Genomic DNA, 23,287 nt, shown 5'->3' on the forward strand with positions numbered 1-23,287 from the left:
TGTCGGGTCAGCGCGTCCGCGCGGTCCGGTTCTCGGAGATCTTGTCCCAGCCGCTGCCGAAGTTCCGGTACTCGCGGGCGATCGCCGTGAACGTCGTACTGGTGTCCCCGGACTTCACCTTCGGAGTACGGCAGGTGCGCTGGCCCGCCACGACGGCACCCGTGCCGCCGCCGCTGTCGCAGGTCAGCGTGCGGCCGTTGTTGGTCCCGCCGGTCTGCACCAGGATCGCGGTGGTCATCGCGTACTTCGGCAGCTTGGCGTCCATCGACACCTCGGCCCAGTACTGCGAGCAGTTGTCCCGCATCAGCTTGATGTCGCCCCAGCCCGGCGGCTTGCCGTCCCGGAAGATCTGCGCTGACGAGATCGGTCGTGCACCCGGGCAGTTGGCCAGTTCGACGGCCTGAGCTGGTGAGGCCAGAGCGATTGCGCCCGCTCCGGCCAGGCCCGCGGTGCTGAGCAGGATGCCCAGTGTCTTCATCGGAAACCCTTCCTGGACCGGCGCCCCGACGCCCGTCCACTGGGCAGCGTACGCGAACCGCCCCTGACCTGACAGTCAATCCGGTAATCGGACGTTGAACCCTCGGTGTCAGGGGCGGTACCCAGCGTGTCGGCTACAGGTTGCCGCGGCGCTCCTGCTCGCGCTCGATCGCCTCGAACAGCGCCTTGAAGTTGCCCTTGCCGAAGCCCAGCGAGCCGTGCCGCTCGATCAGCTCGTAGAACACCGTCGGCCGGTCGCCGAGCGGCTTCATGAAGATCTGCAGCAGGTAGCCGTCCTCGTCACGGTCGACCAGGATCTTGCGCGACTGCAGCTCCTCGATCGGCACCCGGACGTGGCCGATCCGCTCCCGCAGCTCGGCGTCCTCGTAGTAGGAGTCGGGCGTGTTCAGGAACTCCACCCCGTTGGCCCGCATGATGTCGACGGTGCGCAGGATGTCGTTGGTGGCCAGCGCGATGTGCTGCGCGCCGGCGCCGTCGTAGAACTCCAGGAACTCGTCGATCTGCGACTTCTTCTTGGCCACGGCCGGCTCGTTCAGCGGGAACTTGACCCGGTGGTTGCCGTTGGCCACCACCTTGGACATCAGCGCGGAGTAGTCGGTGGCGATGTCGTCGCCGACGAACTCCGCCATGTTCACGAAGCCCATCACCTTGTTGTAGAACGTCACCCACTCGTCCATCAGACCGAGCTCGACGTTGCCGACGACGTGGTCGATGGCCTGGAACAGGCGCTTCGGGTGGCCCTCCGGCCGCTGCACCTGGGTCTGCGCCGCGACGAAACCGGGCAGGTACGGGCCGTCGTACCGGCTGCGGTCGATCAGCGTGTGCCGGGTGTCGCCGTACGCCGCGATCGCGGCGCGGCGGATGGTGCCGTGCTCGTCGGTGACGTCGTTCGGCTCCTCCAGCACGGTCGCACCCTGCTCGCGGGCGTGCTTGATGCACTTGTCCACGTCCGGCACCTCGAGCGCGATGTCGGAGACCCCGTCGCCGTGCTTGCGGTGGTGGTCGTTGAGCGGGCTGTCCGGCGTGACGCCGCCGGTGATCACGAAGCGGCCCGACCCGGCCTTCAGCACGAAGGCCTTGTGGTCCTTGGTGCCGTGCTCGGGGCCGGTGTACGCGACCAGGTCCATCCCGAAGGCGAGCTGGTAGTACTTCGCGGTCTGGGTCGCGTTGCCGACCACGAAGACGACGGCGTCCATCGCGGTCACCGGGAACGGGTCGCTGCTCTCGTCGTACGGGACCAGGCCGACGAGCTGCTTGAGCTGATCGAGGTCCAGATCGGCGTCGAGCTCGGCGGGGGTCAGGTCGGTGCTGGTCATCGCGGGTCCTCCCGGTCGGTGGCTAGCTTGGCTGGGAGCCTGGCTGGTGGGCGACAGGTTGCGCAACAGAACTCGTTTTGACTGATCAGCTTGTGCAGTATTCTCAGGCTGTTGTTGGACTATTTGGTCACCCTGACCACTGCTTGGAGGCAGCCATGTCGGTCGACGCGCTGGACGCCCGGATCCTGGACCTGTTCGCCGCCGAGCCGCGGGTCGGCGTGCTCGAGGCCTCACGCCGGCTCGGCGTCGCGCGCGGCACGATCCAGGCCCGCCTCGACCGCCTGCAGCGCGACGGCGTCGTCCGCGGCTGGGGCCCCGACATCGACACCGCGGCGATCGGCTACCCGGTGACCGCCTTCGCCACCCTGCAGATCGAGCAGGGCTCCGGCCACACCACGGTCGCCGCCGCCCTGGCCGCGATCCCGGAGGTCCTCGAGGTGCACACCATCACCGGCGCCGAGGATCTGTGGTGCCGCATCGTCGCCCGCTCGAACGCGGACCTGCAGCGGGTGATCGACCAGGTCGTCATCGTGCACGGCATCCAAAGAGCGTCCACGGTGATCGCGCTGGCCGAGCAGATCCCTCACCGAGTGCTACCGCTGCTGAGAGCGGCGACTTCCAAATGAATTAGGCGAGGCGCTTGGCGACTTCTACTGCAGCCCGAGCAACCCTCGGACCGACAAAGTCTCTGTCCAGCTTCCCCAGCACCACCACACCGATGCTCGCCTCCACCCCAGGCACCCCCAGTACCGGCGACGACACCCCCTGAGCCCCCGCCTGCAGCTCCCCGGCGGTGATCACGAACGGCCGCCCCGCCGGATCCGGCTTGCGCCGGCCGGCCAGGATCGCCTTCCCGGCCGCCCCCTGGTCGAGCGCGTGCCGCGAACCCATCCGGTACGACACGTGGAAGTCGGTCCAGCTCGGCTCGATCACCGCGATCGCGAGCGCCTCCTCGCCGTCGGCGACGGTCAGGTGCGCGGTCGCGCCGGTGTCCTCGGCGAGCGAACGCAGTACGGGCAGGGCAGCATCGCGCAGCGTCGGCTGGACCCGGCGGCTGTAGTGCAGCACCGCCAGCCCGAGGCGCGCGCGGCCCTCGCTGTCACGGCGTACCAGCCGGTGCAGCTCCAGCGTGTTGACCAGCCGGTAGACGACCGTCCGGCTGACCCCGAGCGACGCGGCCAGCTCGGTGATCGACAGCCCGTCCGGGGCGTCCGCCAGCAGCTCGAGGACCGTGAGTCCCCGATCGAGCGTCTGGGACGTCTCTGCCGGCACAACCGAAGGGTATCCGTTTTTCGGGCGCGGACCGATGGCGCCGTATCTTGCTGCCGTGCGAAATTACTGGTCTCTGCTCCCGGCCATCGCCGTCGCGGTCGTGCTGATCCTGCTGTACGCCGTCCCGACGCTGATCAACCCGCAGTGGACGACCACCGTGCTCGGGCTGTTCAAGCAGCACCCCGAGGACGCCGACCCGGCCGGGCGCCGGCTGACCCCGAAGCGGATCCAGTCCCGCCGGATGCTGGCCGGGCTGCTGGTCGTGCTCGCGCTCGGGCTGGTCGGGTTCAACATCTCGCTCAACCGGGAGGCGAACGGCTGCTTCCAGGCGGCCACCGCCTGGGGCGCGGTCGACATCCCGCCGGCCGGCAACCAGAAGCGCAGCAGCGACGACCCCTGCGTGAACATGATCTACGGCACGTTCATCGGCGACGGAGCGGGCGCGGTCACCGAGCCGAAACCGCAGGCGGTCGCGGCGTACCAGCTGATGGGCGACAAGAAGCCGAAGTACCTGAAGTGGATCCAGAACAGGCCGGACTACGACGAGGGCGACCTGCTGATCGGGGTCGTCCAGGACTGCGCGCTGGACCTCAAGGTCGAGCAGGGCGAGGACGCGATCACCGCCGTCGTCGACGCGGCCCAGCCGTGCCCGCCGGACAGCTCGATCTCGCTGACCGCGATCAAGCTGAAGGAGCCGCTCGGCGACCGCAAGCTGGTCACCGTCGGCGGTCAGGAGCTGCAGCGGATCAACCCGGACATGGACTCCTGGCCGACGGTCCTGAAGAAGCTCGTCACCGGGGGCTGATCAGTGCAGCGCGCGGACGTCGGCGTCGTACTCGCGGAACGGGCGGTTGTAGGCCAGCAGGATCAGCAGCCCGACGATGCAGGCGCACGCGCCACCGGCCAGCGCGATCGTCGGGGTCGTCAGGTCGGCCGTCGTACCGGCGACGAAGTCCCCGAGCCGCGGGCCGCCGGCGACCACCACGATGAACACGCCCTGCAGCCGCCCGCGCATCGCGTCCGGCGCCGCCGACTGCAGCACCGTGTTCCGGTACGCCGAACTGACCATGTCGGCCATCCCCGACATCGCCAGCAGCGCGACGCCCAGCCAGATCGTCCGCGCGAAGCCGAACAGCCCGACCGCCACGGCGTACGCCGTGATCGCGACCACGATCGCGATCCCCTGCCGCCGCACCCGGCTCACCCAGCCCGAGAACACCACGCCGAGCAGCGCCCCGATCGCCGGCGCCGTCTGCAGCAGCCCGACCGTCTTCACGCCGCCGGCGAAGAACGACCCGGCGACCGCCGGGAACAGCGCCCGCGGCTGCGCGAACGTCATCGCCAGGATGTCGGCCACGAACGTCGCGAGCAGCGCCGAGGCGGCGCGCAGGAACGTGAACCCTTCGAGCACCGACCGGATCCCGGCCCGGCGGACCTCCCCGGTCGGCGGCACCGGCGGCAGCCGGAACAGCGCGTACAGCGCCGCGGTGAACGTGATCACATCCACCAGGTACGCCGCCGCGAACCCGTGCCAAGCGATCATCGTCGCGCCGAGCAGCGGCCCGGCGGTGAAGCCGAGGTTGAACGCCGCCTGGCTGAGCGTGTTCGCCGCCGGGAGCAACTCGGGCCGGACCAGCCGCGGGATGATCGCCGACCGCGCCGGGTTGTTCACCGCGAAGCACGCCGACTGCACCGCGACCACGGCGTACAGGACGCCGACCTGCTCCCACTCCAGCACCGACTGCACGACCAGCACCATCGACAGCAGCCAGAGCCCGCTCGAACTGACCAGCGCCAGCGTGCGCCGGTCGATCGCGTCGGCCATCGCGCCGCCGTACAGACCGAACACGATCAGCGGGACCAGCGCGAACAACCCGACCAGCCCGACCGCGAACGTCGACTCGGTCAGCGCGTAGACCTGGATCGACACCGTCACCGCGGTCATCTGCTGCCCGAGCTGCGAGACCGTCGAGCCGAGCCACAACCGCCGGAAGTCCGGCGACTCCTTCAACGGTCGGACATCGGTCAGCAGACGAGGCACATAGGTAACCTATGTCATCCGTTGACGACCCTTACGACAGGATCGCCAGTCGGTTGCGGGCACCGTGCGGCGGGTTGCTGCGTCTAGTCCCGTATGACGAACCAGCCGCAGGCCCCCGCGCTCACGTGCCCGCTGTGCCAGTGCCCCCAGTTCCAGCAGGAGGAGGCCCGCAGCGACTCCCGGTGGGGGTTCACCTCGCACCGGATGACGCTGCTGATCTGCCAGAACTGCCGGTACGTGCTGCACTTCTACGACAAGAACTCGGTGTTCGACTTCGACTGAGTCAGCTGGTCACCAGGGCAGGCGGCCGGACTCGTCGTGCAGCTCGCCGGTCGGCCCATCGGCCGGCAGCGTCGCGAGCCGTACGGCGACCGCCGCACCCTGCGCCGGCGTACGGGCCGCGTCCCAGCCGCCCATGTCGGTCGCGCAGTTGCCGGGATCGGCGGCGTTCACCAGGATCCCCTCGCCGCGCAGCTCGTTGGCCAGCATCACGGTCAGCATGTTCACCGCGATCTTCGACGAGTTGTACCCCGCGGTCAGCACCGTCGACATCCGCGACTCCGGATCCCCGACCCGCGCCAGCGACGACAACTCGGTCGACATGTTCACGACCCGCGCCGCCTCGGCCCGCCGCAGCAACGGCAGCATCGCCTGCGTCGTCGCGACCAGCCCGACCACATTCGTCTCGAACCCGTCCCGCAGCGTCTTCGCCGAGATCGCACTCACCGCGTCGTCCCCCTCGGCAATCACCGCCGCGTTGTTCACCAACACGTCGAGCCGCCCGTACTTCTCCTCGATCCACTCCGCGGCCACCTGCGCCGACGCAGGATCGGTCACCTCGATCCGCACCGCAGCCGCATCGCCGCCGTGGCTCACGAGCTCCTTTACCACCGCCTCGGCCCGCCCAAGGTCCCGCCCACCAACCACCACAGTCCACCCAAGCGCCCCGAACTGCCGAGCGATCTCCCGCCCGATCCCCTTGGTCGCGCCGGTCACCAGTACAACGTTCTGCTGAGTCATGCTGACCACATTCGGCGGGATCTAAGCACGGGAGCAGAGCGAGCTGCTCCCAGGGACGCGGGGTCCTCCCCAGGGCTGCTCGAGGTCGGCGGGCCCACCCGCCCTCGCCTGTAGACCCGGCCGCCCTGGCCCGGGGGACCGCCCGCCCCGGCCCGGGGACCCGCCCGCATCCACCCGACCGCCCGGCCCGCAGGGCCGGCTCTTCCCCGTCCGACCCGCCCGCTTCAGCCGCTGGCCCGGCACACCCGCTTCCATGGCTGCCCGATTCCATCGGTGCCTTTTCCGTCGCTGGTCCGGCACACCCGCGTCCGTCGCTCGTCCGGCATAGCCACCTCCATCGCTGCCCGCTCCCAACCTCGCTGCCCACGCATCACCTGCCTCCACCCGACCGGGCCTCACAGCAGCCGCAGGCCCGGTCGTCGCTGCCCGCTTCCGTCGCGGCGCCGTACGGGAAGAGCTCCGGGAACACGCAGGGGCACGGGACGTGGTGCGTAAGCGCGGGCAGCAGGTGCTGGGCGCCGAGTGTGAGCGCGGCACGCCGGACGCGGGCGTACGCGCGGCACGCCGGGTGTGGGGAGCGCGGTGGGCGCGGGATGAGAGCACGGGCCGCGGCAGCAGGGCGCCGAGTGTGAGCGTAGGCGCCGTACGCGGTCGCGGTGCACGAGCGCCGAGGAGCGGGCCGCGCAGGCACCGGGCGCGGGATGCAGAGCCCCGGCCCGCGGGACGTGAGCACGGGCGCAGGCGCGGGGCGCCGAGTGTGAGCGCAGCGCGCGGAGCTAAACGCGGGCGCGGGGAGCGCAGCGCGGGATGCCGGCCGCCGGACGCGGGCGTGCACGCAGGACGCCGGGTGTGGGGAGCGGTGAGCGCGGTCAGGCCGCGCGCAGGTGTCAGGCACCGGACGCGGGCCCGGGGGCGCAGGCCGTGAGCACGGGCGCGAGCGCGGACCGCGTCCGGTGCCGGGCGCCGAGTGTGAGCGGAGGGCGGCGGGCGCGGGGGGCAGGGCGCGGGGCACATGGTGTGCGGCTCGCAGAGTGCGGGCGCACAGGGCGCGCGGTGGGAGGGATTGGGGGTCCCTGGTTTGGTGAGGGTTGGGCTGGGATTCTTGGGGTGTGGACAGGCAGCAGTTGGCGGAGTTTCTTCGGATTCGGCGGGCGGGGCTTCGGCCTGAGGATGCTGGGTTGCCTGCTGGGCTTCGGCGGCGGACGCCGGGGTTGCGGCGGGAGGAGGTTGCGGCGCTTGCGACCATGTCGACCGATTACTACACGCGGCTCGAGCAGGCTCGTGGGCCGCATCCGTCGCGGGCGGTGCTCGCTGGGTTGGCTCGGGCGCTTCAGTTGTCTACTGCTGAGCGGGATCATCTTTTTCGGCTCGCCGGGGAGGAGCCGGGGCCGCCGCCGGGGCCGCCGCGGGAGGTTCGGGGCGGGGTGCTGCGGATGTTGGCGCGGCTTGATGCGCCTGGGATGGTGCTTGACGCCAAGTACGACGTACTGGCTTGGAATCCGCTTGCTGCTGCGCTGATCACTGACTTCTCGGCGCTGCCGGAGGCTAAGCGCAATCTGTTGCGGCTGCGCTTTCTTGATCGGGCGCGGCAGGCTGATTTGTTCGGTGAGGAGGCGACGGCTGAGTTTGCGCGGGAGGCCGCTGCTGATCTGCGGGCGGCTACTAGCAAGTATCCGGACGATCCTTCGATTCGTGCGCTTGTCGCTGATCTGCTTCGTGGTAGCGAGGAGTTCGCTCGCATCTGGGCGTTGCATGAGGTCGGTACGCAGGAGTCGATGTGTCAGACGCTTCATCATCCGGTGGTGGGGCGGATTGATGTGGTGGCGGAGGTGCTTGTTATTCCGGAGCGGGATCAGAGGATTGTTTTGTACGCCGCTGAGCCGGGGTCGGCGTCGGAGCAGGCGTTGCGGTTGCTTGATGTTGTTGGGATTCAGTCGTTGAGTGCGCGGGGGTAGGGCGTACGGCGGGTGGCGGGGCTGGGGGTGTCTGTTAGCTGACTGGCTGGGGCTGGGGTTGCTTGTCGGGTGACCGGCTGGGGCTGGGGTTGCCTGTCGGCTGACCGGCTTGGGCTGGCACACATAGGTCGGGTGCGGGTGGTTCGGGCCTCGCGGCGCCGGCCGCGGCTTTGCTGTTGGGTGCGGGTAGGTGCCACCTGTGTACTTCTCGCCTACCTCCGCCGACTACCAAGTACAGGGACGCTGTTGGGCGAGAAGTCAGCAGGCGTCACCTTGGGGTCGGCCATTGCCCTCCACACCTTTGGCTTCGGTGGTGGGCCTGCTGTGGTTGAGGTTGCGGTTGGCTGACCGGCCGGGTCTTGGGTCGGCTGAGTTGTCAGGCTCGGCGTTGGGTGGCCCAGTCTCGGATTAGTTCTATGCGGTCTTTGAGTTGGGTTGACGACGCGTGGGCCGCTGCGGGGCCGCCTAGTTTGCGGCGGAGGTCGTTGTGGATGACGCCGTGGGGTTGGCCGGTGCGGTGGTGCCAGGCGGCGACCAGGCCGTTGAGTTCTCGGCGGAGGAGGGCTACCTGTTCGTGGGTGGCCAGTTCGACGGGGGTGGGGTCGTCGGTGGTGGTGCTGGTGCCTCGTTGGGAGCGTTTTTGCTGGGCGATGGATTTCGCCTGGCGCTTCTTGAGGAGCTCGCGGACCTGGTCGGGTTCGAGGAGGCCGGGGAGGCCCAGGAAGTCCATTTCCTCGTCGGAGGCCAGGTCGCCGCCGGTGCCGTAGTCGCCGCCGTCGAAGACGACGCGGTCGAAGCTGGCGTCGGAGCCGAGGGCCTCGAACTTGGCGTCGAGGTCGTCGCTGGCGCCTTCGGTCTGGTTGGCCTGTTTGATGAGGTCGTCTTCGAGGGCGAAGATGTCGCCGTCCTCGTTGGAGTTCTTGCGGCCGAGGACGTGGTCGCGTTCCACCTCCATTTCGGCGGCGAAGCCGAGGAGGCGGGTGACTGACGGGACGAAGACCGACGCCGTTTCGCCTCGCTTGCGGGCTCGGACGAAGCGGCCTACTGCTTGGGCGAAGAAGAGTGGGGTCGAGGTCGGGGTCGCGTAGACGCCGACCGCGAGGCGTGGGACGTCCACGCCTTCGCTGACCATGCGGACCGCGACCATCCAGCGGGAGTCGTCGCCGGAGAATTTCGCGATCTTCTTGCTGGCCGCTTTTTCGTCGGACAGGACGACGGTCGGGGCCTCGCCGGTCAACTCGCGGAGGACCTTGGCGTACGCGCGGGCGGTGTTCTGGTCGCCGGAGATGACCAGGCCGCCGGCGTCCGGCATGTGACGGCGGACCTCGGTGAGGCGCTTGTCGGCCGCGGCCAGTACGGCGGGCATCCACTCGCCGGTCGGGTCCAGCGCGGTCCGGAGGGCCTGGGCGGTGAGGTCCTTGGTCAGCGGCTCGCCGAGTCGTGCCGCGACCTCGTCGCCGGCCTTGGTGCGCCAGCGCATCTCGCCGGAGTACGACATGAAGATGACCGGGCGGACGACGTGGTCGCGCAAAGCGTGACCGTAGCCGTAGGTGTAGTCGGCCTTGCTGCGGGCCGCGCCGTCGTGGCCGTACTCGTAGGTGACGAACGGGATCGGGTTGTCGTCGCTGCGGAACGGCGTACCGGTCAGGGCGAGCCGGCGGGTCGCGGGCTCGAAGGCCTCCTTGACGCCGTCGCCCCAGCTCAGCGCGTCACCGCCGTGGTGCACCTCGTCGAGGATCACCAGCGTGCGGAACCGCTCGGTGCGGACGCGGAAGGCCAGCGGGTTCACCGCGACCCCGGCGTAGGTCACCGCGACGCCCTGGAAGTCCTTGTTGGTCCGGCCCTTGCCGCCGGCGAAGGTCGGGTCGATCGCGATCCCGGCCCGGTCGGCCGCCTCGGCCCACTGGACCTTCAGGTGCTCGGTCGGGGTCACCACGGTGACCCGGTCGATCACCCGCCGGTGCAGCAGCTCGGCGGCGACGGTCAGCGCGAACGTCGTCTTGCCGGCACCCGGCGTCGCGACCGCGAGGAAGTCCCGCGGCTGCTGGTCCATGTAGAGCTGCAGCGCCTCCGCCTGCCAGGCGCGCAGCTTGCTGGCGGTACCCCAGGCTGCCCGGTCCGGGTAGGCCGGAGGAAGCACGGCTGGTGGTGCTGGCACGTGCGAATCCACGGACGGCATACTCCCCCGATACTCGACTGTCGGCCGTGCAGGAACGTTACCCGACAACGCTCAGACAATCAGATCGGCGGGCACCACCTCGACGTCGTACGGGCTGGTCAGGCGTGCGGCCTCGTCGCCGGAGACCTTCGCGACCTGCGCATATGCCCCGTCCTGCATCTCCCAGACGATCAGGGTCGGCGTGTCGGGATCGACCACCCAGTAGGACGGGCAGCCGGCGGCTTCGTACCGGGAGAACTTGAGCATGAGGTCGATCCGGCGGGTGCTCGGTGAGAGAACCTCCACCGCGAGCAGTGGCGCCTTCGGCAGGTCCCGTTCGGTGAAGTCGTCCCGGGCCGCGACGAGGATGTCGGGCTGTACGAGGGTGTCTTCGGAGAGAACGACGTCGAACGGGGCCGACAGGACGTACAGGTCGTCAGGACAGTTGAGCGTGAGGCGGCTGAACAGACGACCGGCCGCCAACTGATGCCGTAGCGACGGTGCCGGTGTCATGACCAGGACTCCGTCGATGAGTTCGTACCGGTGGCCGTCATTCGGCACCCGGTACAGATCGGCTCTGGTGATCGGGCGGAACGGGGCCCAGGGCATGCTGAATTCGGGTTCGGGCCGGGTCTCGATGGGTTCCACGAGTGTCATCGTGCCTCCTTGTTGTGGTCACACCAAGAACATGCCGTGATCTGCCCCGCCCCCGGCGGTTGTCCACAGACCAATTCGTGTCCACAACGTGCGGGCGCCCGCTGGTGCGATCGGCCTACACTCGGATCCATGAGTACTCAGTTGAGCCCCGGCGCGGAGACGGTTGTCGACGAGCGCACGCAGCCGTCGCTGGACAACGGTGACCACGAGCGGTTCTCGCACTACGTGCCGAAGGACAAGCTCACCGAGGCGATGGTGATGGGTACGCCGGTGGTCGCGCTCTGCGGCAAGGTCTGGGTGCCGAGCCGGGACCCGCAGAAGTTCCCGGTCTGCCCGGAGTGCAAGGAGATCTGGGAGTCGCTCAACCCCGGGGACGACGACAACGACGACGAGTAGTCAGTTCTGGGTCGGGTCGTCCGGGTACGTCGCCAGGTAGGCCATCTGGTCCTTCTGGCGACGCAGCACGCGCCGCCACAGGCCCTCGGGCTGCAGGCTGAAGACGTCGTCGGGCTCCGACGGTACGACGTACCAGGCCCCCTCGGTGATCTCGCCCTCGAGCTGCCCGCCGGACCAGCCCGCGTAGCCGGCGAAGATCCGCATCCGCTGGATCGCGCCCTCGAGCAGCGCGGGCGGGACGTCGAGGTCGATCAGCCCGATCCGGCCGAAGCACTCGCGCCAGCCGGGCGGGTCGGCGGACTCGATCACCTCGGCGACCGCGAGCGCGCTGTCGGTGCCGACCGGGCCGCCCATGAACAGCACCCCCGGCTCGTTCACGGCGGTGGACCAGTCCGGCAGCACCTGGTCGACCTCGAGGTCGGCGGCCCGGTTGACCACCACGCCGAGCGCGCCGTCGTCGTCGTGGTCCAGCAGCAGGATCACCGAACGCCGAAAGGGCGGCTCGTCGAGCAACGGGGTCGCCACGAGCAACGATCCGGTCAGGGTCGAGGCCGTCATGACCCCATCATGTCGTGCCGCGGCGCTTTTGTACTGCGCGAAACCCGAGCCAGGCGCCGGTCGCCGTACCGAGCAGGTCGGCGATTGAGTCGAACGGATCGCCGCTGCGCAACGGCAGCAGGTAGTGCTGGATGAACTCGCTCCCGATCGCCTGGACGACCAGCGCCGCCAGCAACCACCGAGCCGGTACGCCGACCCGCAGGCCGAGGTACGCGACGACGGCGAAGATCGCGAAGTGCGCGACCTTGTCGAGGTACGGGATCCCGGCCGGCCCGGCCTGCCGGGGCGCGTAGAGCCCGTACAGCTGGACCAGGCAGGCCAGCACGAAGCCGGCCCGCCACGCCCATCCGCGCCTGCTCACACCGCCCCCGATCCCGCCATCCGGCGCGCCGGGGACGGGAGGAAGAGGAGCGGCGGCCCCGCCGACCGGCGAACCGGCGACGGGCGAACCCGCGACGCCGAGCGCCGCACTACAGCGACAGCGACGGCGCGTCGTCCGGGAAGACCTCCGCGGCCGGGGCCTTGCCGCCGGCAGCATCCCGTACGGCGTGCGCCACCATCGTGTGCACCTCGGGGTGGAACACGCTCGGGATGATGTAGCTGGCGTTCAGCTCGTCGTCGGTGACGACGCCGGCCAGCGCCTTCGCGGCGGCCAGTTCCATCTCGATCGACACCGAGGACGACTGCGCGTCGAGCAGACCGCGGAAGACGCCCGGGAAGACCAGCACGTTGTTGATCTGGTTCGGGAAGTCGGACCGGCCGGTCGCGACCACCGCGGCGTGCTCGCCGGCGGCGGCCGGGTCGACCTCGGGGTCGGGGTTGGCCAGCGCGAACACGATCGCGCCGTCGTTCATGGTGGCGATGTCGTCGCCGTTCAGGATGTTCGGCGCGGACACCCCGATGAACACGTCGGCCCCGGCCACGGCGCCCTTCAGGTCGCCGCTGAACTGGGCGGCGTTGGTGTTCTCCGCGATCCAGCGCAGCTCCGGCGACAGCCCGTCGCGCCCGGTGTGGATGACGCCGCCGATGTCGGCGACGCAGGTGTCCTTGACGCCGGCCGCGATCAGCAGCTTCAGGATCGCCGTACCGGCCGCACCCGCGCCGGACAGCACGATCTTGACCTCGCTGATGTCCTTGCCGACCACGCGCAGCGCGTTGTACAGCGCGGCCACGACGACGATCGCCGTGCCGTGCTGGTCGTCGTGGAAGACCGGGATGTCGAGCTCCTCGCGCAGCTTGGCCTCGATCTCGAAGCAGCGCGGCGCGGAGATGTCCTCCAGGTTGATCCCGGCGAAGCCCGGCGCGATCGCCTTGACGATGCTGACGATCTCGTCGGGGTCCTGGGTGTCCAGGCACAGCGGCCAGGCGTCGATCCCGGCGAACCGCTTGAACAGTGCGGCCTTGCCCTCCATCACGGGCAGCGCGGCCTTCGGGCCGATGTTGCCCAGGCCGAGGACGGCGGACCCGTCGGTGACCACGGCGACGCTGTTGCGCTTGATGGTCAGCCGGCGCGCGTCCTCGGGGTTCTCCGCGATCGCGAGGCAGACCCGCGCCACACCGGGGGTGTAGATCATCGAGAGGTCGTCACGGTTGCGGATCGGGTGCTTGGCCTCCATCGAGATCTTCCCGCCGAGGTGCATCAGGAAGGTCCGGTCGGAGACGCGGCCGATCTCGACACCCGGTACGGCGCGCATCGCCTCGACCAGGCGGCCCGCGTGCGCGGTGTCGGCGGCGGCACACGTCACGTCGATCCGGAGCCGTTCGTGGCCGGAGGCGGTCACGTCGAGCGCGGTCACCAGGCCGCCGGCCTGCTCGACCGCGGTCGTCAGTTTGCTCACCGTCGAGCCGCCCGCGGGCACCTCGAGCCGGACGGTGATGGAGTAGGAAACGCTCGGCAAGGCAGTCACGCCCGCGATCTTCTCATGGCCGTGGTGACGCCCCGGAGGTTCCGTACGTTGCGTCCATGAGCCGTCGCTGGGTAATCCTTTACTCGACGGCTAGGCTCGGGCCAGCGGAGGGAGGACGAATGGCCACGATCAGCGACGTCGCGGCGCTCGCGGGCGTCTCCACGGCGACCGTGTCGCGGGCCCTGAACGGCAAGGCGACGGTCGATCCCGACCTGGTCACGCGGGTCCGCAAGGCCGCCGACCAGCTCGGCTACCAGCCCAACGGACCGGCCAGAAACCTGCGCAGGCAGGAGGCCGCGGTGGTTGCCCTGATCATCTCCGACGTGGAGAACCCGTTCTTCACCGCGATCGCCCGCGGCGTCGAGGACGTCGCGCACGAGGTCGGCTACTCGGTGGTGCTGTGCAACTCCGACGAGGACGCGAGCAAGGAGAACCGCTACATCGACATCGCGATCCAGGAAAGGGTCGCCGGTGTCATCTTGTCGCCAACCGGTACGACGTCCTCGGTCGAGAAACTGGCCGCCCGCGGGACGGCGTTCGTCGCGGTCGACCGGCCGTTGCCGCAGCAGGACAGCGATGTCGTGCTGGTCGACACCCGGCTGGCCGCGCGGCAGGCGACCGAGCACTTGATAGCCCAGGGCTATCAACGGATCGGCTGCATCACCGGCCCGGCCGGGGTCCGTACGGCGGACGACCGGCTCGCGGGCTACCGCGATGCGCTCAAGGCAGCCAAGCGGCGCAGCTCGACCAAGCTCGTACGCCGTACCGAGTACAAAGCCGCCGGCGCCCACAAGGCGGCGCAGGACGTGCTCAGCCAGGAGGAGCCGCCGGACGCGTTGCTGGTCGCCAACTCGGCGATGGCGGTCGGGGTGCTGCAGGCCCTGCAGGAGAAGGGCGTCCGGCCCGGCCTCGACGTCGGGATGGTCGCCTTCGACGACGCGCCGTGGGCCGCGCTGGTCGATCCCCCGCTGTCGGTGGTCGCGCAGCCGGCGTACGAGATCGGGACGGTCGCGGCCCGGTTGCTGCTGGCAAGGATCACCGACGGCAGCCGGCCGCCGACCACCACGACGCTCGGCGCCCGCCTGATCGAACGCGGCAGCTCCCACCGCGGCTGACAAAGCCACGGTGGGAGCAAGAGACCAGCTCAGCCGTTCGGGTTCTCCTCCGCGTAGATCGACGCCGCGTTGGCCTTGTCGATCAGCCGCGTCGGCAGCGTCTGCGACTTCTCGATCGTGCCGCAGTCGACCAGGATCTTCTTCGCCGCGGCAACCGCTTCCTTGCCGTTCGTCGGGTAGGTGAAGGTCGCGGTCAGCCGGCCCTGCTCGACGGCCTTGATGCCGCCGGACGGGATCGGCAGCGCGTCGATGCCGATGAACTTCATCTCCTTCTCGCGACCGACCGCCTTGGCCGCCAGGTACGCGCCCTCGGCCATCGGGTCGTTGTGCGCGTAGACCACGTCGATCTTCGGGTTCGCCTTGAGCAGCGCGTCCATCTGCGCCTGGCCCTTCTCGCGCAGCCAGTCGCCGGAAGCGGTGGCGATGATCTTGATCTTCGGGTTGGCCTTGATCCCGGCGGCGAAGCCCTCGTTGCGCTCGGCCTGCGGCGTCGCGCCGGCCAGGCCCTTGAGCTCGACCACCGAGCCGCCGTTCGGCAGCACCTTCTCGGCGACGTACTTGCCGGCCTCGGTGCCGATCTGGACGTTGTCGCCGCCGATGAAGCCGGTGTAGGCGTCGCCCTCGACCTTGCGGTCCAGGACCAGCACCGGGATGCCCTTGTCGAAGGCCTTCTTGACCACCGCGGTCAGCGGCTTGGCCTCGTTCGGGCTGATGATCAGCAGGTCGATCTGCTGGGTGATGTAGTTTTCGACGTCGGCGACCTGCTTGGCGTTGTCCTGCGCGGCGTCGGCGAACTTCACCTCGAACTGCGGCACCTCGGCGGCTGCCGCCTTGATGTCGTCGTCCATCCGCTGCCGGTACGGCTCGGCCACGTTGGCCTGGCTCATCCCGATCACGTACTTGCCGTCGGCCCCCTTGCACTCCTTGGAGCTCTGCGCCTGCGGTTCGTCCGACGTCCGCTCGCTGGTGGTCCCGCACCCGGCCAGGACCAGGGCAGCGACGGCCGCGACGGCCAGGGACAACTTGTGGATCTTCATCAGGGGTGGACCTTCCTCACGAGGCGGGCCGGAGCCGTTGCAGCGCGGCCGCCGCAACGATCACCAGGCCCTTGATCAGCAGCTGGATGTTGGAGTCGATGTTGTTGAGGGCAAGGATGTTGTTCAGTACGCCGAGCAGCAGCGCGCCGGCCACGGTCCCGGCCACCGAGCCGCGCCCGCCGGCCAGGCTGGTGCCGCCGATCACCACCGCGGCGATCGCGTCCAGCTCGTAGCCGATGCCGTCGTTCGGGCTGCCCTGGTTGAGCTGGACGGCGTGCACGACCCCGGCCAGGGAGGCGAGCAGCCCGCAGATCGCGAAGACCGCGATCTTGACCCGGATCACCGGTACGCCGGACAGCCGCGCGGCCTTCTCGTTGCCGCCGACGGCGTACAGGTGGCGGGAGAACGCGCTGATCCGCAGGAACACCACGGCCGCGACCGCGACCACGGCGAAGATCAGCACCGGGATCGGCACCAGGCCCCCGAAGGTCCGTTCACCCAGCAGAGCGAAGGTCGACGGCGCCTCGTTCGGCCCGTCGCCGTACGCGATCGCGACGCCCTGCCCGTCGGACCAGATCCGCGCCAGCCCGCGCGCTATCTGCAGGCCGGCCAAGGTCACGATGAACGACTGGATCCCGATCATCGCCGTCGCCATCCCCTGCAGCGCGCCGAAGACCAGGCCGATCGCGAGCACCACCACGATCGAGGGCAGGAAACCCCAGTCGCTCTCGACCATCAGCACCGCCGAGCCGACCGCGGCCAGCCCGAGCACCGCGCCGACCGACAGGTCGATGCCGCCGATCAGGATCACGAACGTCATCCCGACCGCGATGATGCCGATCTCGGAGACCGCCCGGACCACGTTGGCCAGGTTGTCGGCGCTCAGGAACAGGATCGAGCCGTCGCGCCGGGGCGAGAAGATGATCGCGGCCACGAACACCGCGAGCAGCCCGAACACGCTCTGGAACCGGAACAGCGTCGCGGCCACGCCGCCGGACGCCCGCTCGACCGGCATCGCGGGCTTGTCCTGCACGGCGGTCACTTGGTCACCTCGTCGAACACGGCGCTCTCTCCCATGGCAGCGGCGAGCAGATCGCTCTCGCCGGAATCAGATGTCTTGAACGACGCGACGTCGCGCCCGTCCCGCAGTACGACGACGCGGTCGCAGACCCCGATCAGCTCGGGCAGCTCCGACGACGCCAGCAGGACGCCCAGTCCCTGCCCGGCGAGCTCGCCGAGCAGGCGGTAGATCTCGGCCTTGGCGCCGATGTCGACGCCGCGGGTCGGCTCGTCGAGCAGCAGCAGCTTCGGCTCGGTGAGCAGCATCTTGCCGAACACGACCTTCTGCTGGTTGCCGCCGGACAGCGTCCCGACGTCGTCCTGCAGCCGGCCGAACTTCAGCCGCAGCCGGTCGGCCATCTTCACCGAAGCGACCCGTTCCATCCGGCGCGCGATCACGCCCAGCCGTCCGTACGCCGGCAGGCTGGACACGACCGTGTTGGCCAGGATCGAGTGGAACAGCACCAGCCCGGACGCGCGGCGGTCCTCGGGGACCAGGCCGATCCCCTGGGCCAGCGCGTGGCGCGGGTTGCGGGGCCGGATCTCCTTGCCCTGAAGGACGATCCGGCCGGTCTGCGTGCCGCCGGGCGCCACGCCGTACAGGGTCTCGAGCAGCTCGGTGCGGCCGGCGCCGAGCAGGCCGCAGAGGCCGACGATCTCGCCGGAGCGGACCGTCAGCGAGATGCCCTCGGGGTCGCGGCGGCCCGGCCGCGGGCGGCGGGGCTTCAGCACCAGCTCCTCGACGCGCAGCAGCTCGTCGCCGGTCGAGACGTCGGGCGTGCTGAACATGGTCTGCACCGGGCGGCCGACCATCGCCTCGACCACCTCGGCGGTGCTCAGCGCGCGCGGGTCGAAGCTGGTGACGATCTGCCCGTTGCGCAGCACGGTCGCGCGGTCGGCGACTTGGGCGATCTCCTCCATCCGGTGGCTGATGTAGACGATCCCGACGCCGGCGCGGCGCAGTTCGCGAATCACCGCGAACAGCCGCTCGACCTCGGAGTTGGTGAGCGCGGACGTGGGCTCGTCCATGATCAGCACGCGCGCGTCGAGCGAGATCGCCTTGGCGATCGTGACGAGCTGCTGCTCACCGACCCGCAGCTCGCCGACCGGGCGGCGCGGGTCGAGGTCCACCCCGCTGCGTTCCAGCAGCGCGCGGGCCTCGCGGTCCATCCTCCGGCGGTCGACGGTCCGGTACGGCGTCCGCAGCTCGCGGCCGAGGAAGATGTTGTCGGCGACCGAGAGCGCGGGCACCAGGTCGAGCTCCTGGTGGATCATCGCGATCCCCGCGGCCTGCGCGTCGGTCGGCCCGTGGAAGCTGACCGGCGTACCGGCGATCTCGATCTGCCCGTCGTAGTCGGTGACGTCACCGGACAGGATCTTCATCAGCGTGGACTTGCCGGCGCCGTTCTCGCCGAGCAGTGCGTGCACCTCGCCGGAGCCGAGACTGAACTCGACCTGGTGGCACGCCTGCACCCCGCCGTACCGCTTGCCGATCCCCGACATCCGGACCAGGGCGGACTCGGCCATGACACCTCCGCGATCGGGTGAGTAATCGATTTCCCGGACGCTATGCCTGTGCTTGCCAGCCCGTCAACCCCTGGTTCGTTCCCGGACCGGAATCGATACCGGAACACCGTAGGAGCCTGCCGTCGCGGGCAGAACCTGTTCGATCGGGCTGGAAAGGCCGCCGTACGATCTGGGGCGTGAGCATCGACCTGGATGTCGGGCCGCTGGCGGGGTCTGACGACGGCCCGTTCCGGCGGTTCCTGCTCGCGGTGCTGGAGGCCGCGAACGGGCATCTCGCGGCGCTCGGCCTGCCGCCGCACGACGAGCCTCGGGGGCCGGACAACGACCTGGCCACGGGGTTCAAAGCGGGTCTCGTCGACGTGCTCGCGCTGGACAACCACCTGCTGGAGGAGGTCGACGGTCGGTTTCCGCAGCTTTTCCAGGCTGCGCCGCTGGCGTTGTACCTGCCGGTGGATTTTGCCGAGGTCGTACACCTCGAGGTGGACGGCGAGCACGTGGCACTGGGCTCGGCGCCACGGTTGCTGTTCGAGTGCGCGCGGGTCCTCACGCTGATCGGCGCGGACGACTCGGATCTGAAGGTTGCCGTCGAGCGCTTCGGGGCTCAGCGGCTGGCTGAGCCGTTGCCGGGGTTTCCCGAGGAGCTACCGCTGTCGGAGTACGGCGAGCCGGTTGGCGTGCTCGGGTGCGGGCAGCTGCTGTGGGCGGCCGGGCACGCGGTGCAGCTCAACGCATCCGTGTACGTGCACTAGTCCTCGTCGAGCCAAGCCCGTACGGCGTCGTTGTGCTCGCCCAGTCGCGGCGGCGGCAGGTTCGACTCGCGCGCCCCGGCGTACGGGTTGTCGTCGAAGCGCAGCGGCGGGCCGGGGAGCTGGATCTTGCCCAGCTCGGGGTGCTCGACATCGACCAGCAGGCCCTGCGACCGGGTCTGCTCCCACTCGTACACCTGCTGGAAGTCGCGCACCTTGCCCGCCGGGATCCCCGCCTCCGCGAGCCGCTGCAACCACACGTCAGCGGGCTCCGCGGCGAAGGCGGCCTCGATCGCCGCCGTCAGCTCGTCGCGGTGCGCGACCCGCTCGGCGTTGCTCGCGAAGCGCCCGTCGTCCGGGTCGAGCCCGACGATCGGCGCGAACGTCCGCCACTGGCCCTCGCTGCCGACCGCGACCTGGATGCTGTCGTCCTGCGTGGAGTACATCCCGTACGGCGCGATCTGCGCGTGGTGATTGCCGACCCGCTCCGGCAGCTGCCCGGCGACCGTCCACTTCGTCCCGTGGAACGCGTGCACGCCGACGACCGAGGCGAGCAGCGACGTCCGCACCACCCGGCCGCGCCCGGTGATCGCGCGCTCGTGCAGCGCCGCGAGCGCGCCGTACGCGCCGTACATCCCGGCCAGCAGGTCGGCGATCGGCATCCCGGTCTTGGTCGGCTCGCTGGCGCCGGTGATGCTCATCAGCCCACCCTCGCCCTGCGCGATCTGGTCGTACCCGGCCCGCCCACCCTCCGGCCCGTCGTGCCCGAACCCGGTGATCGACAGGATCACCAGCGCCGGGTTCAGCGCGTGCAGCCGCTCGACGGAGAACCCGAGCCGGTCGAGCACCCCCGGCCGGAAGTTCTCGATCAGCACATCGGCCTTGCCGACCAGCCGGGTCAGGAAGTCCTTCCCCTCGGCCGACTTCAGATCAGCCGTCACCGACTCCTTGTTCCGGTTGGCCGACAGGAAGTACGTCGACTCGCCGCCCACGAACGGCGGCCCCCACCCCCGGCTGTCGTCCCCACCGGCCGGCGTCTCCACCTTGATCACCCGCGCCCCGAGATCCCCCAGCATCATCGCCGCGTGCGGCCCGGCCAGCGCACGGGTGAGATCGACCACGACAACGTCCGAGAGAAGATTCTGCACCCAACCACCCTAGGGGCGCAGCGCCATGGCGCATTTCACAGCGCTCTAGGCAGCGGCCTTGCGGGCGAGCGATGCCAAGCGGTGGGTGACGTCACGCGGACGCTCCTGCATCAGCATGTGCCCGGCGCCCGGGTACATCCAGAGGCGGGACGACGGGATCAGGTGGGCGATGCGGTTCGCGTGGCGTGGGGGCAGCAGGCGGTCGCGGGTGCCGTGCATGACCTCGACGGGGATGTTGTCCAGGACGGTGAGGGCGTGGCCGAGGTCGTGCTGGGTGATCGCCTCGAAGAAGCCGCTGAAGGAGCGGCCGGGGAGCACTTGCAGGTCGGCGAGCAGGACTTCGACCTCTGCGGGGTCGACCTTCTTGCCGAAGACCAGTTGCTTCAGGGCCGGGCGGCGGAGCCGGGTCGCCGCCACTTGGCGCCACACCCGCGCCGCCTCCTGCTCGGCCTGGACGACGACCGGCTCGCGGCGCAGTTCACGCTTCTCCATCCTGGCGCCGGCCAGGTTCATCGCGCGCGGGGCCAGCACCGCGGCGGCGCCGTCGAGCCGTGCCGGCAGCCCGAACGCGCGGGACGTCATCTGGCCGGACGACGTACTGACCAGCGCCGCCCCGGCGATCCGTGAGCCGAACAGCTCCGGGCGCCGGTCGGCCAGCGCCATCAGCGTCATCCCGCCCATCGAGTGCCCGGCGTACACCACCGGCCCGGACGGCGCGACCTCGTCGAGCACCGTCACCAAGTCGTCCGCGAGCTGCTCGATCCGCGTCGTGCCAGCAGGCGCCGCGTCCGATCGCCCGTGCCCGCGGTGGTCGTAGGCCACGACCCGCACCCCGCCCACCCCCAGTACGCCGGGCAGCCCCGCGAACTGGTGGTGCCAGCTGCGCGTCGAGCACGTCCAGCCGTGCGCGAGCACGACCGTCACCGGTGCGTCGGCCGAGCCGGTCGTCTCGACGTGCAACCGCACGCCGTCCGGCGTGATCACCCCAGCTCGCTCCGCCTGCATGGTCATATCTTCTCCACTCGATCCGCCTCAAGCTCCGCCGCGCCGCTCAGGTACGCCGCGCGCATCCGCCCGCCGCGGGCGCCGCGCCCGACCAGCCAGGCGATCCCGAGGATCTCCAGCAGCCCGACGACCGCGAGCAGCGCGTACCCGCCGTTCCACATCCACTGCGGTACGTCGGTCCGCTCCTCCCGGCGCAGCACCTCCTGCTCGCCGATGAACTGCACGGTCTGCCCGTTCGACACCTGAACGGCCGGCTTCTGGATCGCCGCGTCCTCCGGCGCGTAGACCCAGGCCGCGACCAGGTCCCGCGCGCCCTGGTGCAGCCGCACCATCGACTTCCACTTCCCGTACATCGGCAACGGTTCCTGCGACCGGTAGACGCCGTCGGCAACCTTCTGCAGCGGGTGCAGCTCCAGCCCGCCGCCCTGCCAGGCCATCGCCTCGAACCAGCGCGCCCCCTCGGCCGCGTCGACCGGGTCCACCTTCACCGTCACGTACGCCGTGGGCTCGGCTCCGGTGGCAACTTGTTCGAGCGAGATCGTTGCCGACACCCCCGGTTCGGCCGACCGTGGCACACAGAAGAACACCACGCCGAGCACCGCAACGAGCCCGACGGCGCCGAGCCGATGCGTACGCCGTACGTCGGACGCCACTCGCGCCTCGCCCGCGACCTCGGCGTACCGGGTCGCCAGCCACGCGCCGACGAGCCCGGCGCCGATCCCCGCGACGAGCCCGAAGCCGAGCGCGGACGGCAGCATCGACGACGGCCAGCGGATCGGCATCCAGACCTGGCTCCAGCCGTACTCCGCGAGCAGCCCGACGGTCCCGATCAGCGCACCCGCGACCGCGCCCAGCCGGAACCGGTTCTTGTTGCCCAGAGCAAGCGCTGTCAGCTCGACCAGCACCGCCTCGGCGATCAGCAGCGGGAAGTGCCCGAGGATCTCACCGAGCGGCTGGTCGACCGCCCAGGCGATCCCGCCGCGGATGATCAGGTAGACCGCGAGCGCCCCGAACGTGCTGAACGGCCCGCGCCGCGCCCGCAGTACGGTGAAGGCCAGCGCGGCCCCGAAGACGATCAGGATCGGCTGCAGCACCAGCGGGAACTGCGGTACGCCGTAGTTGAACTCGGTGCTGAACAGGTCCCACGCGATCAGCAAGGCGCCAACGGCAACGATCTCCTGGAACCGCCGCCATCGGTTGCTCCCGACAAGTTGTTCGACCTCCGCCGAGGCCAGCAGCCGGGCGAAGATCGACAGCACCACGCCGCCGATCATCAGCAGGTGGGTCGGCCCCCAGAGCGTGACGTCCTCGCCGAACAGCCGGTGCCAGACGTCGTCGAGCGGGAAGCCGACCAGCGCGAACGTCCCGCAGACGGTGACCAGTGCGGCGCTGCACGGGATGTGCCAGCCCTGGGTCAGCTTGAGCGTCCGGGCCGGCAGCGGCTTGCGGGCGAGCGCGATCGGCAGCACGCCGGACACGATCACGCCGAGGATGCCGAAGAAGATCGGGTAGTGCGCCGGGGTCCCGAACGGGCCGGTGTCGCGGCCCTTGTCGATGTGCACCGCGATGTCCCACCAGACGCCGAAGGCGCAGGACAGCAGCGATACGGCGTGCAGGTACGGCGTGAGCGCGGCCCATCGGGGGACTCCGTCCAGTCTCCCGATGGTGTCCGCGAGACGCCCTACCAGCGTGGCGTGCCCGGTCCGTTCCCGCCACAGCAGGACGGCGAGTGCGGCGTACAGCAGTCCGACGAGTCCGGTGACGATCGCGATCTGGTCGAAGCTCGCGGTACCGGTCGAGGCGGCCAGTGGGACGGTCATCGCGTCACTCCTGCGGGATCGGCGGGACAGCGGGCATGCGCCATGAAGGATG

At 70.1% G+C, this 23,287-nt stretch carries 23 protein-coding genes; 7 read left to right on the top strand and 16 right to left on the bottom strand.

Annotated elements, in window-relative coordinates:
• Nucleotides 1–7 precede the first annotated feature (7 nt).
• Nucleotides 8–478 (bottom strand): hypothetical protein, encoded by a 471-nt coding sequence (locus AB0M01_RS24145; protein ID WP_363673091.1) that lies wholly within the window; start codon nt 476–478, stop codon nt 8–10.
• Nucleotides 479–611: 133 nt separating this feature from the next.
• The gene (gene hppD / locus AB0M01_RS24150; protein WP_363673093.1) at nt 612–1,814 is read right to left on the bottom strand and encodes a 4-hydroxyphenylpyruvate dioxygenase; all 1,203 of its coding nucleotides are present in this window, start codon (nt 1,812–1,814) and stop codon (nt 612–614) included.
• Nucleotides 1,815–1,969: 155 nt separating this feature from the next.
• Here hppD and AB0M01_RS24155 point away from each other — a divergent pair, with 155 nt between their 5' ends.
• Nucleotides 1,970–2,440, top strand: coding sequence for an Lrp/AsnC family transcriptional regulator (locus tag AB0M01_RS24155; protein WP_363673095.1), 471 nt, complete (start codon nt 1,970–1,972; stop codon nt 2,438–2,440).
• A 1-nt stretch (nt 2,441) separates the two neighbouring features.
• On the opposite strand, the gene AB0M01_RS24160 is transcribed toward AB0M01_RS24155, so the two are convergent.
• A complete protein-coding gene (locus tag AB0M01_RS24160) occupies nt 2,442–3,086 on the bottom strand; it encodes a helix-turn-helix domain-containing protein (RefSeq protein WP_133977902.1) in 645 nt (214 codons plus the stop codon).
• Nucleotides 3,087–3,141: 55 nt separating this feature from the next.
• On the opposite strand from AB0M01_RS24160, the gene AB0M01_RS24165 reads away from it, so the two are divergent.
• On the top strand, nt 3,142–3,891 hold the full coding sequence (locus AB0M01_RS24165) for a hypothetical protein (RefSeq protein ID WP_363673097.1): 750 nt from the start codon (nt 3,142–3,144) through the stop codon (nt 3,889–3,891).
• Here AB0M01_RS24165 and AB0M01_RS24170 read toward each other — a convergent pair whose 3' ends face one another.
• A complete protein-coding gene (locus tag AB0M01_RS24170; RefSeq protein WP_363673099.1) occupies nt 3,892–5,127 on the bottom strand; it encodes an MFS transporter in 1,236 nt (411 codons plus the stop codon). It lies immediately after the preceding gene.
• A 93-nt stretch (nt 5,128–5,220) separates the two neighbouring features.
• Here AB0M01_RS24170 and AB0M01_RS24175 point away from each other — a divergent pair, with 93 nt between their 5' ends.
• Complete coding sequence (locus AB0M01_RS24175; RefSeq protein WP_363673101.1) at nt 5,221–5,409, top strand: hypothetical protein; 189 nt, start codon at nt 5,221–5,223, stop codon at nt 5,407–5,409.
• A 9-nt stretch (nt 5,410–5,418) separates the two neighbouring features.
• Here the strand turns inward: AB0M01_RS24175 and AB0M01_RS24180 are convergent, their stop codons facing one another.
• Nucleotides 5,419–6,147, bottom strand: a complete 729-nt coding sequence (locus AB0M01_RS24180) for an SDR family oxidoreductase (protein WP_363673103.1) — start codon at nt 6,145–6,147, stop codon at nt 5,419–5,421.
• A gap of 1,109 nt (nt 6,148–7,256) precedes the next feature.
• Between AB0M01_RS24180 and AB0M01_RS24185 the strand changes: the two genes are divergently transcribed.
• Nucleotides 7,257–8,102 (top strand): helix-turn-helix transcriptional regulator, encoded by an 846-nt coding sequence (locus AB0M01_RS24185; protein ID WP_363673105.1) that lies wholly within the window; start codon nt 7,257–7,259, stop codon nt 8,100–8,102.
• A 376-nt stretch (nt 8,103–8,478) separates the two neighbouring features.
• Here AB0M01_RS24185 and AB0M01_RS24190 read toward each other — a convergent pair whose 3' ends face one another.
• Nucleotides 8,479–10,281 carry a DEAD/DEAH box helicase gene (locus AB0M01_RS24190; protein WP_363673107.1) on the bottom strand — a complete coding sequence of 601 codons (1,803 nt, stop codon included), beginning with the start codon at nt 10,279–10,281 and terminating at the stop codon, nt 8,479–8,481.
• 51 nt (nt 10,282–10,332) lie between these two features.
• Complete coding sequence (locus AB0M01_RS24195; protein WP_363673109.1) at nt 10,333–10,917, bottom strand: Uma2 family endonuclease; 585 nt, start codon at nt 10,915–10,917, stop codon at nt 10,333–10,335.
• A gap of 129 nt (nt 10,918–11,046) precedes the next feature.
• Here AB0M01_RS24195 and AB0M01_RS24200 point away from each other — a divergent pair, with 129 nt between their 5' ends.
• Nucleotides 11,047–11,313 (top strand): DUF3039 domain-containing protein, encoded by a 267-nt coding sequence (locus AB0M01_RS24200; protein WP_363673111.1) that lies wholly within the window; start codon nt 11,047–11,049, stop codon nt 11,311–11,313.
• Here the strand turns inward: AB0M01_RS24200 and AB0M01_RS24205 are convergent, their stop codons facing one another.
• From AB0M01_RS24205 to AB0M01_RS24215, 3 genes are all read right to left on the bottom strand, one after another.
• Complete coding sequence (locus AB0M01_RS24205; protein WP_363673113.1) at nt 11,314–11,871, bottom strand: YqgE/AlgH family protein; 558 nt, start codon at nt 11,869–11,871, stop codon at nt 11,314–11,316.
• Between the two features lie 7 nt (nt 11,872–11,878).
• Nucleotides 11,879–12,232: a VanZ family protein gene (locus AB0M01_RS24210; protein WP_363673115.1), complete on the bottom strand. Its 354-nt coding sequence runs from the start codon at nt 12,230–12,232 to the stop codon at nt 11,879–11,881.
• Between the two features lie 109 nt (nt 12,233–12,341).
• Complete coding sequence (locus tag AB0M01_RS24215) at nt 12,342–13,778, bottom strand: NAD-dependent malic enzyme (protein WP_363673117.1); 1,437 nt, start codon at nt 13,776–13,778, stop codon at nt 12,342–12,344.
• A 119-nt stretch (nt 13,779–13,897) separates the two neighbouring features.
• On the opposite strand from AB0M01_RS24215, the gene AB0M01_RS24220 reads away from it, so the two are divergent.
• On the top strand, nt 13,898–14,893 hold the full coding sequence (locus tag AB0M01_RS24220; RefSeq protein WP_363673119.1) for a LacI family DNA-binding transcriptional regulator: 996 nt from the start codon (nt 13,898–13,900) through the stop codon (nt 14,891–14,893).
• Between the two features lie 29 nt (nt 14,894–14,922).
• Here the strand turns inward: AB0M01_RS24220 and AB0M01_RS24225 are convergent, their stop codons facing one another.
• Genes AB0M01_RS24225 through AB0M01_RS24235 form a run of 3 tightly spaced genes read right to left on the bottom strand, consistent with a single transcriptional unit; the run spans nt 14,923 to nt 18,516 of the window.
• The gene (locus AB0M01_RS24225) at nt 14,923–15,930 is read right to left on the bottom strand and encodes a substrate-binding domain-containing protein (protein ID WP_363673121.1); all 1,008 of its coding nucleotides are present in this window, start codon (nt 15,928–15,930) and stop codon (nt 14,923–14,925) included.
• Between the two features lie 16 nt (nt 15,931–15,946).
• A complete protein-coding gene (locus AB0M01_RS24230; protein WP_363673123.1) occupies nt 15,947–16,972 on the bottom strand; it encodes an ABC transporter permease in 1,026 nt (341 codons plus the stop codon).
• Nucleotides 16,969–18,516: a sugar ABC transporter ATP-binding protein gene (locus AB0M01_RS24235; protein ID WP_363673125.1), complete on the bottom strand. Its 1,548-nt coding sequence runs from the start codon at nt 18,514–18,516 to the stop codon at nt 16,969–16,971. Before AB0M01_RS24235 ends, AB0M01_RS24230 begins: the two co-directional genes overlap by 4 nt.
• A gap of 176 nt (nt 18,517–18,692) precedes the next feature.
• Here AB0M01_RS24235 and AB0M01_RS24240 point away from each other — a divergent pair, with 176 nt between their 5' ends.
• On the top strand, nt 18,693–19,265 hold the full coding sequence (locus AB0M01_RS24240) for a hypothetical protein (protein ID WP_363673127.1): 573 nt from the start codon (nt 18,693–18,695) through the stop codon (nt 19,263–19,265).
• On the opposite strand, the gene AB0M01_RS24245 is transcribed toward AB0M01_RS24240, so the two are convergent.
• Genes AB0M01_RS24245 through AB0M01_RS24255 form a run of 3 tightly spaced genes read right to left on the bottom strand, consistent with a single transcriptional unit; the run spans nt 19,262 to nt 23,235 of the window.
• Entirely contained in the window at nt 19,262–20,410 is a 1,149-nt protein-coding gene (locus AB0M01_RS24245) for a CoA transferase (RefSeq protein ID WP_363673129.1), read from the bottom strand. The genes AB0M01_RS24240 and AB0M01_RS24245 overlap by 4 nt on opposite strands.
• Nucleotides 20,411–20,455: 45 nt before the next feature.
• Complete coding sequence (locus AB0M01_RS24250) at nt 20,456–21,421, bottom strand: alpha/beta hydrolase (protein ID WP_363673131.1); 966 nt, start codon at nt 21,419–21,421, stop codon at nt 20,456–20,458.
• Nucleotides 21,418–23,235 carry a hypothetical protein gene (locus AB0M01_RS24255; RefSeq protein ID WP_363673133.1) on the bottom strand — a complete coding sequence of 606 codons (1,818 nt, stop codon included), beginning with the start codon at nt 23,233–23,235 and terminating at the stop codon, nt 21,418–21,420. Before AB0M01_RS24255 ends, AB0M01_RS24250 begins: the two co-directional genes overlap by 4 nt.
• Between the last annotated feature and the right edge of the window lie 52 nt (nt 23,236–23,287).

Origin of the sequence: Kribbella sp. NPDC051770, from assembly GCF_040681455.1 — a bacterium.
In the GTDB taxonomy this organism is placed as follows: domain Bacteria; phylum Actinomycetota; class Actinomycetes; order Propionibacteriales; family Kribbellaceae; genus Kribbella.

Excerpts from the sequence above, each read along its gene's own strand:
- AB0M01_RS24145 (WP_363673091.1), bottom strand. The coding sequence starts at position 478 with ATGAAGACACTGGGCATCCTGCTCAGCACCGCGGGCCTGGCCGGAGCG.
- hppD (WP_363673093.1), bottom strand. The coding sequence starts at position 1,814 with ATGACCAGCACCGACCTGACCCCCGCCGAGCTCGACGCCGATCTGGAC.
- AB0M01_RS24155 (WP_363673095.1), top strand. The coding sequence starts at position 1,970 with ATGTCGGTCGACGCGCTGGACGCCCGGATCCTGGACCTGTTCGCCGCC.
- AB0M01_RS24175 (WP_363673101.1), top strand. The coding sequence starts at position 5,221 with ATGACGAACCAGCCGCAGGCCCCCGCGCTCACGTGCCCGCTGTGCCAG.
- AB0M01_RS24180 (WP_363673103.1), bottom strand. The coding sequence starts at position 6,147 with ATGACTCAGCAGAACGTTGTACTGGTGACCGGCGCGACCAAGGGGATC.
- AB0M01_RS24190 (WP_363673107.1), bottom strand. The coding sequence starts at position 10,281 with ATGCCGTCCGTGGATTCGCACGTGCCAGCACCACCAGCCGTGCTTCCT.
- AB0M01_RS24195 (WP_363673109.1), bottom strand. The coding sequence starts at position 10,917 with ATGACACTCGTGGAACCCATCGAGACCCGGCCCGAACCCGAATTCAGC.
- AB0M01_RS24200 (WP_363673111.1), top strand. The coding sequence starts at position 11,047 with ATGAGTACTCAGTTGAGCCCCGGCGCGGAGACGGTTGTCGACGAGCGC.
- AB0M01_RS24205 (WP_363673113.1), bottom strand. The coding sequence starts at position 11,871 with ATGACGGCCTCGACCCTGACCGGATCGTTGCTCGTGGCGACCCCGTTG.
- AB0M01_RS24220 (WP_363673119.1), top strand. The coding sequence starts at position 13,898 with ATGGCCACGATCAGCGACGTCGCGGCGCTCGCGGGCGTCTCCACGGCG.
- AB0M01_RS24225 (WP_363673121.1), bottom strand. The coding sequence starts at position 15,930 with ATGAAGATCCACAAGTTGTCCCTGGCCGTCGCGGCCGTCGCTGCCCTG.
- AB0M01_RS24235 (WP_363673125.1), bottom strand. The coding sequence starts at position 18,516 with ATGGCCGAGTCCGCCCTGGTCCGGATGTCGGGGATCGGCAAGCGGTAC.
- AB0M01_RS24250 (WP_363673131.1), bottom strand. The coding sequence starts at position 21,421 with ATGACCATGCAGGCGGAGCGAGCTGGGGTGATCACGCCGGACGGCGTG.
- AB0M01_RS24255 (WP_363673133.1), bottom strand. The coding sequence starts at position 23,235 with ATGACCGTCCCACTGGCCGCCTCGACCGGTACCGCGAGCTTCGACCAG.